This window comes from Paenibacillus paridis (assembly GCF_006345825.1).
Taxonomy (GTDB): Bacteria; Bacillota; Bacilli; order Paenibacillales; family Paenibacillaceae; genus Pristimantibacillus; species Pristimantibacillus paridis.
This window is the reverse complement of the sequence record NZ_VCIX01000091.1, coordinates 327,157-341,097: the sequence shown is the minus strand read 5'-3', so window position 1 is coordinate 341,097 and position 13,941 is coordinate 327,157. Positions and strand designations below refer to the sequence as shown.

Annotated in this window: 17 protein-coding genes; 2 read left to right on the top strand and 15 right to left on the bottom strand. The window is 48.7% G+C overall.

The window, feature by feature from the left end; all coding sequences use genetic code 11:
* Nucleotides 1-176 precede the first annotated feature (176 nt).
* From prmC to ychF, 3 genes are all read right to left on the bottom strand, one after another.
* The gene (prmC, locus tag FJQ58_RS21600) at nucleotides 177-1,148 is read right to left on the bottom strand and encodes a peptide chain release factor N(5)-glutamine methyltransferase (protein ID WP_139996884.1); all 972 of its coding nucleotides are present in this window, start codon (nucleotides 1,146-1,148) and stop codon (nucleotides 177-179) included.
* Between the two features lie 166 nt (nucleotides 1,149-1,314).
* A complete protein-coding gene (prfA, locus tag FJQ58_RS21595; protein WP_139996883.1) occupies nucleotides 1,315-2,385 on the bottom strand; it encodes a peptide chain release factor 1 in 1,071 nt (356 codons plus the stop codon).
* A 167-nt stretch (nucleotides 2,386-2,552) separates the two neighbouring features.
* Nucleotides 2,553-3,653, bottom strand: a complete 1,101-nt coding sequence (ychF, locus tag FJQ58_RS21590) for a redox-regulated ATPase YchF (protein WP_139996882.1) — start codon at nucleotides 3,651-3,653, stop codon at nucleotides 2,553-2,555.
* A gap of 197 nt (nucleotides 3,654-3,850) precedes the next feature.
* Between ychF and FJQ58_RS32610 the strand changes: the two genes are divergently transcribed.
* Nucleotides 3,851-3,994 carry a hypothetical protein gene (locus FJQ58_RS32610; protein WP_202915307.1) on the top strand — a complete coding sequence of 48 codons (144 nt, stop codon included), beginning with the start codon at nucleotides 3,851-3,853 and terminating at the stop codon, nucleotides 3,992-3,994.
* Nucleotides 3,995-4,088: 94 nt separating this feature from the next.
* On the opposite strand, the gene FJQ58_RS21585 is transcribed toward FJQ58_RS32610, so the two are convergent.
* The 7 genes from FJQ58_RS21585 to FJQ58_RS21555 form a co-directional block, all read right to left on the bottom strand.
* Nucleotides 4,089-6,464 carry an S-layer homology domain-containing protein gene (locus FJQ58_RS21585; RefSeq protein WP_139996881.1) on the bottom strand — a complete coding sequence of 792 codons (2,376 nt, stop codon included), beginning with the start codon at nucleotides 6,462-6,464 and terminating at the stop codon, nucleotides 4,089-4,091.
* A 172-nt stretch (nucleotides 6,465-6,636) separates the two neighbouring features.
* The gene (locus FJQ58_RS21580; RefSeq protein WP_238404257.1) at nucleotides 6,637-7,902 is read right to left on the bottom strand and encodes a phospholipid carrier-dependent glycosyltransferase; all 1,266 of its coding nucleotides are present in this window, start codon (nucleotides 7,900-7,902) and stop codon (nucleotides 6,637-6,639) included.
* A 35-nt stretch (nucleotides 7,903-7,937) separates the two neighbouring features.
* Nucleotides 7,938-8,282, bottom strand: coding sequence for an EamA family transporter (locus FJQ58_RS21575; RefSeq protein ID WP_139996879.1), 345 nt, complete (start codon nucleotides 8,280-8,282; stop codon nucleotides 7,938-7,940).
* On the bottom strand, nucleotides 8,282-8,626 hold the full coding sequence (locus tag FJQ58_RS21570) for a DUF2304 domain-containing protein (protein WP_139996878.1): 345 nt from the start codon (nucleotides 8,624-8,626) through the stop codon (nucleotides 8,282-8,284). The genes FJQ58_RS21575 and FJQ58_RS21570 overlap by 1 nt, the downstream gene beginning before the upstream one ends.
* Before the next feature lie 65 nt (nucleotides 8,627-8,691).
* Nucleotides 8,692-9,462 (bottom strand): glycosyltransferase family 2 protein, encoded by a 771-nt coding sequence (locus FJQ58_RS21565; protein ID WP_139996877.1) that lies wholly within the window; start codon nucleotides 9,460-9,462, stop codon nucleotides 8,692-8,694.
* Nucleotides 9,463-9,744: 282 nt separating this feature from the next.
* The gene (gene trxA, locus FJQ58_RS21560; RefSeq protein ID WP_139996876.1) at nucleotides 9,745-10,056 is read right to left on the bottom strand and encodes a thioredoxin; all 312 of its coding nucleotides are present in this window, start codon (nucleotides 10,054-10,056) and stop codon (nucleotides 9,745-9,747) included.
* Nucleotides 10,057-10,131: 75 nt separating this feature from the next.
* Nucleotides 10,132-10,551 (bottom strand): RrF2 family transcriptional regulator, encoded by a 420-nt coding sequence (locus tag FJQ58_RS21555; RefSeq protein WP_139996875.1) that lies wholly within the window; start codon nucleotides 10,549-10,551, stop codon nucleotides 10,132-10,134.
* 287 nt (nucleotides 10,552-10,838) lie between these two features.
* Between FJQ58_RS21555 and FJQ58_RS21550 the strand changes: the two genes are divergently transcribed.
* A complete protein-coding gene (locus FJQ58_RS21550) occupies nucleotides 10,839-11,048 on the top strand; it encodes a hypothetical protein (protein WP_139996874.1) in 210 nt (69 codons plus the stop codon).
* Nucleotides 11,049-11,132: 84 nt separating this feature from the next.
* On the opposite strand, the gene FJQ58_RS21545 is transcribed toward FJQ58_RS21550, so the two are convergent.
* The 5 genes from FJQ58_RS21545 to FJQ58_RS21525 form a co-directional block, all read right to left on the bottom strand.
* Complete coding sequence (locus FJQ58_RS21545; RefSeq protein WP_202915306.1) at nucleotides 11,133-11,810, bottom strand: serine/threonine-protein kinase; 678 nt, start codon at nucleotides 11,808-11,810, stop codon at nucleotides 11,133-11,135.
* A gap of 132 nt (nucleotides 11,811-11,942) precedes the next feature.
* On the bottom strand, nucleotides 11,943-12,266 hold the full coding sequence (locus FJQ58_RS21540; RefSeq protein WP_139996873.1) for a DMT family transporter: 324 nt from the start codon (nucleotides 12,264-12,266) through the stop codon (nucleotides 11,943-11,945).
* A 1-nt stretch (nucleotide 12,267) separates the two neighbouring features.
* Nucleotides 12,268-12,699 carry a DMT family transporter gene (locus FJQ58_RS21535; protein ID WP_139996872.1) on the bottom strand — a complete coding sequence of 144 codons (432 nt, stop codon included), beginning with the start codon at nucleotides 12,697-12,699 and terminating at the stop codon, nucleotides 12,268-12,270.
* A gap of 6 nt (nucleotides 12,700-12,705) precedes the next feature.
* Complete coding sequence (locus FJQ58_RS21530) at nucleotides 12,706-13,311, bottom strand: TetR/AcrR family transcriptional regulator (protein WP_139996871.1); 606 nt, start codon at nucleotides 13,309-13,311, stop codon at nucleotides 12,706-12,708.
* Nucleotides 13,312-13,503: 192 nt separating this feature from the next.
* Nucleotides 13,504-13,941 carry a hypothetical protein gene (locus tag FJQ58_RS21525; protein WP_139996870.1) on the bottom strand — a complete coding sequence of 146 codons (438 nt, stop codon included), beginning with the start codon at nucleotides 13,939-13,941 and terminating at the stop codon, nucleotides 13,504-13,506.

Genomic DNA, 13,941 nt, shown 5'->3' with positions numbered 1-13,941 from the left:
TGAATGGGTCGAGTTTGTTTTTGGCTGAGTACGCTGCTCAAGTGAAGCCTCTGTACTAAAGAGCTACTTCGTCCTCGATACTGCTGTGACTGCACTGCATCTAATGGAACTACTTTACAGCATCATCATTGCTGCTGTGACTGCAATGCATTCAATGCAGTGACTTTACAGAATCATCAATGCCGCTGGGACTGCACCGCGATCACATGCCGTTCAATGCCTGCGTAATCGCTAATGATGCGAATCTCATCCCAGTGGCCCATTTGGCGCAGCATGTCAGCTACGATCCGGGGCTGGTGGATGCCAAGCTCGAAAGCGACGATGCGCGGCATTTGCGCGAGAAGCGGCAGCTGCTCGAGCATGCGGCGGTACGGGACCAGCCCGTCCGCTCCGCCCTCCAGCGCGAGATGCGGCTCAAAGTCGCGGACTTCGCGCTGCAGCCCTTCCATATCCGCCGCCGGTATGTAAGGCGGATTGGATACAAGCACGTCGATGCGCAGCAAGTCGTGCGGCAGCTTGCACTGCTCATGCCCAGGTATGAAGGGCATGAGCAGGTCGCCCTGCGCGAACGCCATCCGGTCCGCCGCTCCATGGCGGGCCGCGTTCGCGCGGGCGACTGCCAGCGCGTCCGGCGACAGGTCGGACGCGCTCACGCGCCACGCGGGACGCTGCGCAGCTAGCGTTACGGCGATGGCGCCGCTGCCTGTGCCGACGTCGGCGACCGTCGGCGGCCCGCTTGCGTGCGCGTGCGCATGCCCGACCTCAGCGGACGGCCAAAGCTGGTCCGCTGCATTAAGCACCGCCTCCACAAGCAGTTCCGTCTCGGGACGCGGAATCAGCACCGCCGGCGATACCGCAAAGGGGCGGCTGTAGAACCATTGCTCGCCGATCATGTATTGCACCGGCTCCCCCATCGCCTTCCGGCGCACAAGCTCCTCCCACTCGGATAGCTTATCCGCTGGAAAGGGATCTTCCCCATCACGCAGCAGCGCAGCCCGGTCGATCTTAAGCAAATGCATGAGCAGCAGCTCGGCGTTGTTGCGCGGCTCTTCGACCGCTTGCTCCTTCAAGAGCGACACGGCCCGCATGCTAGCTTCGCGAATGGTTAACGGCAGCGTAAACCAGGAACCGCCCGACTTATGATTCATTGCCCTACCTCCTCTTTCCCTATCCTCTATCTTAGCACTATGCAAATCGAATTTATCCTTTTACCATTGCAGTGGCTATAATTCATATTTTCGCATCCCCAGCCAAAATAAAACGCCGGGCCGCTGTTTGCTTGTCGTAAGCATCCAGCGATCCAGCGCCATTGTGTTAAGCCATTTCACGTTCCATTAGATCTGCTTGCTCTGCAATCGTCAGAGACGAAATAACCTCAGTCAGATCTCCGTTCATGACCGAATCCAGCTTATGCAGCGTGAGTCCGATCCGGTGGTCTGTTACGCGGCTTTGCGGGAAGTTGTACGTACGAATCCGTTCGCTGCGGTCTCCCGTCCCGACCTTGCTCTTGCGTTCGCCAGCATATTTCGCTTCTTCTTCTTGGCGGCGAACATCGGAAATACGTGCACGAAGCACGGCAAGCGCCTTCGCCTTATTTTCATTTTGCGATTTGCCATCCTGACAAGTCGCCATAATGCCTGTAGGCACATGCAGTACGCGAACAGCGGATTTTGTCGTATTAACGGATTGGCCGCCTGCTCCGCTAGAGCAGAAAGTGTCCACACGAATATCCTTATCGAAAATTTCAATCTCGACATCTTCAACCTCCGGCATAACTGCTACCGTCGACGTGGATGTATGAATACGGCCGCCCGATTCCGTTACAGGAATACGCTGCACGCGGTGAGCGCCGCTCTCGAACTTCATTTTGCTGTACGCGCCTTTGCCGGTAATCATAAAGATTACCTCTTTAAAGCCGCCAACGTCATTTTCGCTGAAATCCATCAGCTCTACGCGCCAGCCCTGTGCATCTGCAAACTTCGTATACATGCGGTATAGCTCATACGCAAACAATGCTGCTTCGTCGCCACCGGCCGCGCCGCGAATTTCAACGATTACGTTCTTGTCGTCATTCGGGTCCTTCGGCAGCAAGACGATCCGGATCTTCTCATCAAGCTCAGCTTGGCGCTTGCTTAATTCGTCGATCTCCATCTTCACCATTTCACGCATTTCGTCGTCGAGCTTCTCTGCCTGCATCAGCTTGGCATCATTGAGCTGCTCGGTCACTTGTTTATATTCCGTAAAGGCATCATACGCCTCTTGTAAATCCGACTGCTCCTTGGAAAGCTCTCTAAGCCGCTTGGGATCACTGGATACATCCGGATCACACAATAGCTCACTCAGCTTCTCATACCGGTCTGCGAGTGCTTGTAAACGGTCAAACACGATCATTCACCTCTGTTTATTCCATTAGGATAATGTTCATTATACCATATCAGCGAAGGAGTATCGACTGCTGGTTTCGATTTACAGCCAGTCACGGTGCCCAAATTTGCAATAAAGCCCCGCAAGCGCATATTTGCACTTACAGGGCCATATTATTCCCATTTTTCCTATACGTTAAAACGGAAGTGGATGACATCGCCGTCGCGCACGACATATTCCTTGCCTTCGAGGCGAACTTGCCCCTTCTCGCGCGCAGCTACCATGGAGCCCGCTGCTGCAAGATCGGTAAACGATACCACTTCGGCACGAATAAAGCCGCGTTCGAAATCGGTATGGATAACGCCTGCCGCTTGCGGCGCTTTCGTCCCGCTGCGAATCGTCCATGCACGAACCTCTTGCACTCCTGCTGTAAAGTACGTGTACAGGCCAAGCAGCTTGTAAGCCGAGCTGATCAGGCGGTTAAGGCCCGACTCGTTCATGCCAAGCTCCTCAAGGAACATGTCTTTGTCTTCGCCCTCAAGCTCTGCGATTTCCGCTTCTACCTTCGCACTGATCGGTACAACGTCTGCGCCTTCGGCAGCAGCGAACTCACGTACCTTTTGCACGTATTCGTTGCCGTCCGAATTGGAAACCTCTTCCTCGCTTACGTTAGCGGCATACAATACCGTCTTCATCGTCAGCAAGTGCAAATCGCGGATAAGCAGCTTCTCGTCGTCGCTCAGCTCAACGCTGCGCGCCGGCATATCGTTGTACAACGCTTCTTTGACGCGCTCCAGCACTTCAATCTCTTGAGCAACCTTTTTGTCGCCGCCTTTAAGGTTTTTGCGCGAGCGCTCAATTTTTTTGTCCACCGAATCAATATCCGCCAAAATAAGCTCCAAATTGATCGTTTGGATATCGCTGATCGGATCTACTTTTCCGGATACATGCGTAATATTCTCATCTTGGAAGCAGCGAACCACGTGAACGATCGCATCTACCTCACGAATATGCGCCAAAAACTTGTTGCCTAGTCCTTCGCCCTTGCTTGCTCCAGCCACTAGACCCGCAATATCAACGAATTCAAACGCTGTTGGCACGATGCTCTTAGGAACAACCAGCTCAACCAGCTTATCGAGACGCTCGTCCGGTACTTCAACAACGCCAACGTTAGGATCTATGGTACAAAAAGGATAGTTGGCAGATTCTGCCCCTGCTTGAGTGATTGCGTTAAACAATGTTGATTTGCCGACGTTAGGCAAACCTACGATACCAGCTTTCAATGCCATGCGATAAGACACCCCTATTTTCCCGAAAGTAAACAACTCCAGCTATTATACCCCAGCGGCACCTACATTGAAAGTACTAACGGTTCAAGAGCCCCGCGAATGATAACGGCTGGCACGGAAATACTACGGATGCGAAGGCTTACCGGATCATGTCCGGAAGCAAGCTTTTCCGCACAATACGAATGGGAGGCAATCGCATGGAAAATCAGTCGCACAAAGGCAATTACAAAGGGACCACGAACATGAAAGCAAAAAATCAGGACATGGCGTTCGTCAATGATACTGCCGAGGACGCCAAATCCGTAACGAACTTTTCATCCAAAAAGAAAAAAACCGATTAGCTATCGTCTATGATCCAAAGGAAAGAAAGGCGCGGATACAGCCGGCATTCTGCCGGCTATATCCGCGCCTTTTCTATCTAACTGCCAAGAAAACTTACATTCGAAGCGGTGCCTCCTGCAGCTCCGCCCGTGCTTGTAAGTAACGGAAGAACGCAACGGAAGCCTCGCCTCGTGTCACCTGCTTTTTAGGCAAAAATTTGCCGTCCGACAAACTCATGATTTTCAAGCCTACTACGATTGCAGCCTGCCCCTTGTGTTCAATCTGTACGGAATCCTTATAGGTCGTCTTAAAGATATGATCATAATTTGCAAGAGCGTTATAGCCTAGTGCCCTTACAATGAGCTCTGCCATTTCATCGCGCGACACATTTCCGCTTGGATTAAACGAGCCGTCGCCAACGTCAATCAAATTTTGCTGCAGCGCGCTTTCTACATACACAAAGTATCTAGAATCGGTCGCTACGTCGTCAAAGGAAGCTTTTGCGGCGCTTTCTGCAGCGCCGAACACGCCCGGATTGCGTCCGCTGCTTCTCGCCAGCACCAGCATTTTAATGAGTTCTCCGCGGGTAACCAGCTCGTTTGGTCTTACTTTGCCATCAATGACATCGAGCGCTTTGTATGCGACCATCAGCTCCAACTGCCGCTGAGCCCAGTGTCCCTCGATATCATTCGCCTTCGGTTTTTCAAGCTGCGTAGCTTCGCCCGTTTCCCGGTTGCGCCAGCCGCCCGTCTCCGCATCAAGAAATACAGATTCATCCATCAATTTTGGCACCAGACGGTAGACAAGCTCCGCTTCCGTCGTCGTTAACACATCATCGCCTTTCAGCTCTCCCGCAGCTAGCAGCGTCTTGTATTTTTCAATCGGAATCGGCTGCCCGTTCCATACGAACTGCTGCACTAGGCGATAGGTCAGCTGCGTACGGTAGAAAGAAAGCCAGCTCTCCACGGCCTGCTCCTTTTTAATCAGTACGGGAGCTTTTGCCGGATAAGCAAAGTTTGAAAGGTAGGCGTCATAATTGACGATGTCACCCGTACGAGCATGGACACCTACATTAATATTGTCATATTCCACAGCTGCTCCGTGAATTTTGTGTACAAAGCTGAAATAGTACTGGCGACTGCCGCTCATGTCTTCATACTGCTTAGGGTCCGGCTTCACCAAATACAGCTCATGCGTCAGCCATGGCAGTTGTTTCTTCACGGCAGCCGTCGCTGCAGCCATGGCCTGCTCCAACGTCAGAGCCTTGCTACCGGACTCCGCCTGTTCATTATACGTATACGCATAAAAACTGCGAACTGCCCCTGTTCGGCCATCTACAGAAGCCGACGCGGAACCAATCTCCTTGCCTTCCTTCTTAACCGTCCAATTTAACGACCAATACGTATCGGTTGTCCCTGTGTTATCATTGTGGCTTTCGCTATAATTCGAACCGCTCAGTACCGCATCCGCGGGCAGCTTGAAGGCAGCCTTTACAGCGCTCTCCGCCTGCTGCTCCGTTATGTTACTCGAATTAGGCTTCTCGCCCAGAGGCTTCTCTGACAACGGCTCATCAGAAACTTTGCCTGCTCTATAATAAATACCGTCTGATTGATCCTTAAGCTCACCCGTAACAGCATCAATAGATATAGGCTGAAGCGTATAGCTAAGCATCGGCTTCTTGACTCCCTGCATATTGTAAGGAACCACGTAAGTAAGATCTGGAGATGCGGCCGCACGGAGTTTTGCATTTGCTTCATCCGCCGTCAGTATGGCATCCACTTTCGGAAAGATGATGGTATCGTCCCACTGTAAGGAATATCTCCGAATATGGCCCTCACTGTCGACTTCGATTTCAATGTAGTTGTCTACGTAGGGGATATTGTGTACCAAGCGGTCATAACGAATCGAATGGACAACCTCGCCTGACAATGGCGGCTGCAGTTGCACCCCATAGTCCGGATTATATTGAATTTGTTCTTTATAATCGGCTGCGATGGATTGAATGAATTGAAGAGCAATTTGTTGTGCCGCTTCACGCTCCACCTTTAACGGATAGGTTGGTTTCGCCGATGGGTTATCGGTGTACGAGCTAAATTCGAGCAACTGCCCGCTGTCTGCATGAATACGGACATAAATACTGCCCAAATGCTTCCCATTAACCTTCTTTACAAAGTCGAGCCCCCACGAATTACGTTTGCCGCTTGCCAGCAATTCCATTGACAGGTTGGCGCCTTGCAGAATGTATTCCTTCGGAATAGCCGCGTACTTCCTTGCCATTTCTTCCGCCTTTTCCTTATTAATTGCTACGTTTACCGGAGTATCCAATGCTTCTTCCATTTTCCCTCCTTCTGCAGCAGATCCTGCTGCTCTTGCTGCATCCGCGGCCGCCGGCTTGTTAACGCTTTCGGCAAATGCCGAAGCTGGCAACACGCTCATCAGCATTACCGTTGATAATATGACTGCAAGCTTTTGTCGGTTGTTCTTTCTCATTAATAACCCCTCCAATGCTTTTCCATATAATTCATAAATTAGACGGAGAATACAGAGGAAAGGTTGCAATGCAAGTGGAGGACGACGAAGCCGTTTTTCGCAGAACAGTAAGAAAGCAAAAAAAGACTGACTCCTATTATTCAGGAAATCAGTCTCTTAACAGTGAATAGGACTATGGCGCCGTTTTTCTTTGTGCAATGAACGTCCCGATCTTTTGTAATATATAAACCCCAAGCCATGTAGACAAAATTATGAACAGCGGCATAACCGTGAAGTTATATCGATATTCCGGTACGAAGACGAGTCGGATCATCGTCATGATAATAATGACTACAGCCAGCATGGCAGCCGGATGTCGCCATCTCCACACAAGCGCCAGTAAAGGAATAATCGTGCTGTATATGATAAAAACATGTAAGTACGCAACATTAGGGTACGCATGGTAAATCGGTGAATGCCCCGAACCAAAGAACATGTGAGTATAGGTATATTTAAGCTTTCCTACTGTATACCATTTCACGTACTTCCAGGTTTGCTGCGTAAAACCGGCCTTAATGCGCGCCCACGCATATTCATCCTGAGACATGCCGTTTTGCTCAACGATTTTGTCGGTATAATCCTTATTCGGGTATGTACCAGCCTTGAACGGGTTGGACTGTGAAGCCGTCAGAACAAATTCATTCAATGACACAACATTGCGAATCCACCAAGGCAGCATCGTTGCCGATAAGCACAAGCCTGTAATAATGCCAAGAAGCGCTACTTTCTTGAAGACAGCAAGCTTGGAAGGCCGTGACACCATCAAGCCTTCTTTCGGTTTGCTGAACCATTGCTGAAGCAGAAACACTCCATAAAGCGGAACAAACAGCGGAAGGAATTCGGCTCTTACGAGCACCGTAACCCCTAACAATAAGCCTGCCATGGCAGCATCCCGCTTTCGCTGCGTGCGGAAGGCATGTAGTTGCATGGATAAGTATCCCATTAGGAAAAATAACGCAAGCGTTTCGGTGAGCACAGCTCCGTTAGCCCAAATAAAAGGATGATAAATCGCTGAGATAAACAGCGCGATAATAGCTACCCATTTGTTTCTTGTCGATTGGAAAGCAATCAAATAAATCAGAACCAAAGTAGCCAAGCTGACAAGTACCTGCACCCACCTGATAAGAGGAAAAGGCTCAACGTTGATCTGATCAGCTACCAAATACATCGCAGTCATAAATAATGGATAACCTGGCGTTACCCTAGCGTTAGGAACCTCTTCTTTATAAGCATAAATCCCTTTGTCAAGCAATCGGTGGACCATCTCGTCATAATATTTGGTATCATGCGAGACTGTATGTGTAACTGAAGTCAGAAAATCTGCCCTTAGCCATGCGGCTATCACAAAAATAAGGACGATCGTTATCGTCCAGGCTTTGTTTTTTCTAAGCCATTCCATCACTTTTGAAAATCCCCCTCATTCCTAGCATCCGATCATTTCCATGCCAAAACGATAACGCCAACTAAGATGATGGCAACTCCAACCCACCGTTGAAACGGAACCGATTCATGGAAAATAAATACGGCTGCTACCAATGCAATTACATAGGCGAGGCTTTGCAGCGGATACGCTAGGCTAAGCGGCAGCTTCTTAAGCACATAAAGCCACAAAACCGTTGCAATCCCATACAGCACAAGGCCAGACCAAATATGCGGCGACCATAACAATGTCATCCAAGAATCGCCCTTGGATGTATCAAGCTTGTTCATTCCTGTTTTCCAGAGCAATTGTCCCGATACAAGCAGCAAGATATTAAAGAACAATACAATATAAGCCATTAGGAATCCGACCTTTTACGTTCATGTAATTCGTGATGCAAAATGCCCAGCTCCTGAGTAAGACGAATGACCTTCTCCGACAGCTTGGAGACGATGACCGTAAGGTGCAAGATCAGTGCAATACAAAATAAAATACCGACCAAAAATAATAATGCCGGCGCGTAATTGATTCCAATCGCGTGAGCAAGCGTATCAATAATTTGAACGCGCACGGATAGAATCAACATAACAACACCAAATAACAGCCAAAGCATCGAATACTGCTCGCGCAGCAATCTTCTGTTAATTAACATAATCAGCACAAATAAAAAACCTATACTTGTGATAATCCACAAGGCTTGCATGGTGTATCCTCCTTGTAGCTTTGCTGTTCTAAAGCAAAACCCTCTTCGTAAGCATCCGCTAACGGTTATGACTGAACTTCGACTGGCTTCGTTGTCTTCAAGCTTCGGATAAACAGCGCCAACGTTACTTTAATCATATAATACACCGAACGCATGGCATTTATTGACGATTTGCCGCCGGTACGGGCGTCCATAACGACAGCAACCTCGCTCGTGCGCAATCCGCTGCGATGGATAAGCACAATAGAATCCACCTCTGGATAGTCAGTGGCATAGTCGCTTTGGAATACGGCAATCGCACGCTTGTTGGCCGCACGGAAGCCCGATGTTACATCCAGGACACGCTTGCGCGTCATTGCGCTGACGATGGTGGACAAAATTTTAATTCCTGCTCTGCGGGAGGCCGAAGAAAGAAACCCCGTTTGTTCAATGAAGCGTGAGCCGATCGCCAAATCAGCTTGGCCGCTAAGGACAGGTTCAAGAATAAGATGAAGCTGCTCTGCTTTATGCTGGCCATCGCCGTCGACTTGAACAGCAACGTCATAGCCGTAGCGAAAAGCATAGCGATATCCGGTCTGCATAGCGCCGCCAATACCCAAGTTAGTTGGAAGCGTAACAACGGCAGCGCCATTTGCTTCAGCCACTTCTCGGGTACGGTCCTTCGAGCCGTCATTAATGACCAATATGTGAGCGGACGGGCAATGCGTCTTCACATCATTGATCACATGGCTTATGCTGTGCTCTTCGTTATAAGCCGGGATAATAATCAATATTTTGGAAGACGTCAAACCTTGTCGCAGAGACTCTCCGGTTATCTTGCTGTCCTTTTTCGTCATGACTGCGTTCACTCCACCATCACTCCATCAATCATAGTTTGGGCACGCCGATGCGCACAATTATATCAATTCTACTAGATAACTCTATTAGAAAGCAACAGAAACGATTGTGAATTTGTGTAAAAACTGTAGAAAATCCGTGAACAGAATAACCAGTTGTTTACTAATATAGCAAAAAAATAATAGAAAATGAGTGGATAACATGAAAAAAAATACCGCCTGGCGATCAGATCTAACTGATACCAGACGATATTTAGACGAAGGCTTGCTTCGAAAAGTTGCTTACATTTGACCAGAGATTTTTGCTTTCAACGCATCTTTGCTTTGTACGCCAACCATTTTGTCAACGGGTTGACCGTCTTTGAACAAAATAAGCGTTGGGATACTCATTACGCCGAATTGGGAAGCAAGCTCAGGCTGCTCATCCACGTTGATTTTTGCGATTACAGCTTGGCCTTCCAATTCAGTGGAAAGCTCCTCAACGATCGGAAGCTGCATTTTGCAAGGTCCGCACCATGGTGCCCAGAAATCTACAAGGGAAACGCCGCTTTGAATGCTCTCGGTAAAGTTCTCTTTTGTCAATGCTACTGCCATGTCAATCATCCTCTCCAAACAATGTGTGTATGATTAAGGGAATACCCGTCTCACCGTTTATTGAAACATCATCTGCTAACCACAGGCATGGATTTTCTTCAGCACATCCTGAATCGTTATCGCGCTAAAATGGCTTTCCAGCTGCTTCTCCGCCGTACAAAAAATACCGAACATCACTTCGTTCATATTCGATCCAACGACGCAATCCATCTCTGGATTGCCTGAGCACCAGCTCGGAATGAGCGAGCCTTGTGCCATGACGCGATAAATATCCGCTAAAGTAACGACGCTTGGATCAATCGTCAGCCTATAGCCGCCTCCTGAGCCTTCGCGCGTATCCACATAGCCACTGCGGCGCAAACCACTCATTACCTTCCGAACGCGTGCAGAATGTGTACCCACATTTTCGGCAATCATATCGCTGCTCGCCATTCTCTCCGGCAAATAAGCCAAGTAAACGAGACTGTGTACGGCAATCGTAAATTCGCTGTTCACTGTTACGGGCCTCCTTGCTTTGTACTGTAATTTTATCAGTTACAGTTACGTTTGTCAATAGCCAGGCCGCCTGTTTCCTTCATTAGCATACGACAGTGCATATAGAGATATTCTCTATCAGATTTTGGATGCTGCTCGCAAAGTTTTTTTTCACAGGTTGGCATGATTGATTGCTTTCCTTGAATAAATATGAATTGTGCATCTTCATTCGGTTTTTCATCCTAACCGCGGAGCACATGCTTCCTAAACTAGTTTTACTTTGTAAAACTTTAAGGAGGTGACGCATAATGGCATTATTTTGGAATCGTTGGATACCCGTTCGTACGGAGGGGGGATCAAGATCGGAGCTGATTGACCGATTGCAGGCCCACTTCAAAGCAAATGGCTTGAAATCCAAAATTACCATTGAAGGCAATTCCTTGAGACGGATTCATGTGCTTAAAAAGGACGCCGACCTTGCCAAGGGGCTTCTTGAAGCCTTTGACGAGGAGCATTAAACGGATGGCGGTACAGCATGCTGCGAAGCTACGTTGTGCCAGGCAGCGGCTGCTCTTAAGGCAGCCGCTGCAAAGCTTCATGAATTAGGACGAGCGTCCTGTTACCGAAGAGTTTCTCATCCAGCGATAACCCTTGCGAACGCCATTGAGCACCCATTCGGGAACCGGCTTGGGCCTTTTGGATAAAAACGGCATATAAAAGCGATTGTACGCCTTTTTCAAATCATCCCACATTTGGCAGGGCTCTTCCTTCAGAAAATCAGAGATGTCGAGCACGATCCCGCGCCCGTCCTTTACCATCACATTTTTCCCGTGCACATCATGGGGATGCAGCCCCCTTGCGCGAGCATAATCCAGCGCTTGATCAATATCCTCAATCGCTTTCTTCGGGATGGCCACGCCATCGATAATGCATTGATATAGCGTCTTGCCTTGTAATCTTTTTAAAATCAAATAATAATGGCCGTTATGCTCTCCTGCATGGTAACACCTGGAGTATGCCGGGTGATCACCGATTCGGCGGTACACTTCGCATTCGCTTTCCCAGCCTTCCCGTCCAGGCGCATATACTTTTACGGCAATCTCCGGATAATCGCTATGCATAAACACCCCTGCATAATTGCCCGCTCCGAGCAGTTTCCAGCCTCGCGGCACCACATCGACGCGTATGGGGTTCGTCGGGTCCACGCTGTTAAGCTCAAGATCCAAGAGCAGCGTCTGTTCCATCAGCACAATATACGTCTCCAGCTGTTTATCTTCCATCCTGTACAGCTCCTCTTCCTTGCCTATCCTATACCGATAATCTCCTCCATTGTAAGACCATGAGCTATAAAAATAAAGACCATGATCAAAAGCAATAACTGCTCTTAATCATGGTCTATAAAAAACATAATGTTAGTGGCCTCCACTTACGACCTTCAGTCCTATAACTCCGGCAATAATCATAGACAAGAACAGCATTTTGCGCCAATCCCTGGATTCTCCGAAAATGAACATGCCGAGGATTACGCTGCCAATCGAGCCGATGCCCGTCCAAATTCCGTAAGCCGTGCTGATTGGGATGGTCTGAAGTGCTTTAGATAAGAAGAAGAAGCTAACAAAACCTGCTGCAATAGCGCCAACCGTGCCCTTCCAACGCTTAAAACCGTCGGAGAGCTTCATGAACGTCACGCCACCGACCTCGCCCAAGCCGGAAATAATTAAGAATACCCAAGCCATATCAAATACCTACCTTTTCACGTTCTTTGTTGTCAGAGTTTACTGCATTCATAAAGGACGGCTCCTGATCCTGATTCGCCTCTGCTGTCGGGTTGCCTTTCTCCGGTAAAGGTTTCTCTTTGGAAACGAGCTTGAGCCCAACAATACCGCCGACCAACAGCGCGATAAAAAACAAGCGCCAGAAATCCGCAGGCTCGTTCAGCACGAGTATGCCGGCGATGACGGTACCTACCGTCCCGATCCCCGTAAACATGGCATAAGCGACGCCAATTTCAATCGTACGCATCGCGCGAGCAAACAGCATAAAGCTTGCAGCAAGCAATACAACGGTAATCATGCTCGGAATAAGCTGTGTAAACCCTTCTGAATATTTCAAACCAAACGTCCAGCCTACCTCCAGAAAACCTGCCAATAACAAAAATACCCACTGCATAGCCGTTCAATCCTCTCTCGCTGTCATCGTCCAAAGCTGCCATAATGATTCCCACACCATTTGCTTCCTTTTCTCGAACAGCTCTTCTTCATATAATTGGTTTTCGACCAGCATGCCGTCTACGCATACATAAAAGGCAGCAATCAATCGTTCTTCGTCCAAGGGGTTAAACATTCCGGCCGAGGCCCCCTTGCGCAGCACAGCAACAATGCCCTCCGTTAGTTCATGTTCGTACCGCAGAAAATCCTGTCTCAGTTGGTCACGCAGATGCCTTGGAGGAACAAGAATAGTCCGCTTCAGAAAAGCCTGACCGGTAGTCATATGGCCTAAGTCAGTGAAAAAACCAAACAATCGGCGCACCTGCTGCTTGATCGATTCTTGCTCCATGCTTTGAAGCAGCTCCATGAATTGCTTCCGTTCTTCCGCAATCACTTGATAAATGAGCTGCAGGAACAGCTGCTCCTTGGATTTATAATGCGCATATATGGAAGGCGCCTTGATGCCGACGGCTTTAGCAATTTCTGACATGGATGCTCCTTCATATCCCGACTCCGTAAACATCATTAGCGCTGCCAGTTTAATTTTCTCTGACGTCGAAGGCTCCGTATCCATTCTTCATCGCTCCTGCCATTTCGTCCGTTCCCTTGCCTAACGAACGTTAGTTTCAACAAATTGTAAGGCGAAAGCAGTAAAAAGTCAAGATGCCTTGCACGAATAATCTTCGCTGTTCTTAGGCCTTTCTTCGGAATAAAAAAGCCATGCAAGTCCCCTTTTCCAACAAAGGAGAACATGCATGGCAATCGCTTATCGCTTTTGGTTTTGCTTCGATTTGTCCCACAACAACCAGCAAGCATTCACAAGCATGCCAAGTGAGAGGCCAAGGACCATAACGAGAACGTTTAAAATCAGAAAATAGACGAGCAGCAGCCCAAAATCCGTTTGGTTATCCGATAGCGGCAGCACTTGGCTGAGGACAAAAGCAAGAATAACGCTAAGCGGAATCCAGAACAGGAAAATAAAAGCCGGGAAGTACCAATGGCGATTTCTGAATAGCTTTACAATCGGCGCAGCAAAAGCAAGGATCATGATGACGCAGATCAGATAGCTTAGCTTAATGATGCCACTGTTAAAGTAAGCAGCATACAAAAACACGTTGCATGCCACCGCATAAATGACGCTCAGTACCAGCACGGAGCGCATTGACCGCTTGAACAGCACCTGCTCCTTTGGGATCTCTTCCAT

Bases quoted from the DNA above. Each gene is read 5' to 3' on its own strand.
- prmC (WP_139996884.1), bottom strand. From the start codon at position 1,148: ATGAATCATAAGTCGGGCGGTTCCTGGTTTACGCTGCCGTTAACCATT.
- ychF (WP_139996882.1), bottom strand. From the start codon at position 3,653: ATGGCATTGAAAGCTGGTATCGTAGGTTTGCCTAACGTCGGCAAATCA.
- FJQ58_RS32610 (WP_202915307.1), top strand. From the start codon at position 3,851: ATGGAAAATCAGTCGCACAAAGGCAATTACAAAGGGACCACGAACATG.
- FJQ58_RS21585 (WP_139996881.1), bottom strand. From the start codon at position 6,464: ATGAGAAAGAACAACCGACAAAAGCTTGCAGTCATATTATCAACGGTA.
- FJQ58_RS21580 (WP_238404257.1), bottom strand. From the start codon at position 7,902: ATGGAATGGCTTAGAAAAAACAAAGCCTGGACGATAACGATCGTCCTT.
- FJQ58_RS21575 (WP_139996879.1), bottom strand. From the start codon at position 8,282: ATGGCTTATATTGTATTGTTCTTTAATATCTTGCTGCTTGTATCGGGA.
- FJQ58_RS21570 (WP_139996878.1), bottom strand. From the start codon at position 8,626: ATGCAAGCCTTGTGGATTATCACAAGTATAGGTTTTTTATTTGTGCTG.
- FJQ58_RS21565 (WP_139996877.1), bottom strand. From the start codon at position 9,462: ATGACGAAAAAGGACAGCAAGATAACCGGAGAGTCTCTGCGACAAGGT.
- trxA (WP_139996876.1), bottom strand. From the start codon at position 10,056: ATGGCAGTAGCATTGACAAAAGAGAACTTTACCGAGAGCATTCAAAGC.
- FJQ58_RS21550 (WP_139996874.1), top strand. From the start codon at position 10,839: ATGGCATTATTTTGGAATCGTTGGATACCCGTTCGTACGGAGGGGGGA.
- FJQ58_RS21545 (WP_202915306.1), bottom strand. From the start codon at position 11,810: ATGGAAGATAAACAGCTGGAGACGTATATTGTGCTGATGGAACAGACG.
- FJQ58_RS21540 (WP_139996873.1), bottom strand. From the start codon at position 12,266: ATGGCTTGGGTATTCTTAATTATTTCCGGCTTGGGCGAGGTCGGTGGC.
- FJQ58_RS21535 (WP_139996872.1), bottom strand. From the start codon at position 12,699: ATGCAGTGGGTATTTTTGTTATTGGCAGGTTTTCTGGAGGTAGGCTGG.
- FJQ58_RS21530 (WP_139996871.1), bottom strand. From the start codon at position 13,311: ATGGATACGGAGCCTTCGACGTCAGAGAAAATTAAACTGGCAGCGCTA.
- FJQ58_RS21525 (WP_139996870.1), bottom strand. From the start codon at position 13,941: ATGGAAGAGATCCCAAAGGAGCAGGTGCTGTTCAAGCGGTCAATGCGC.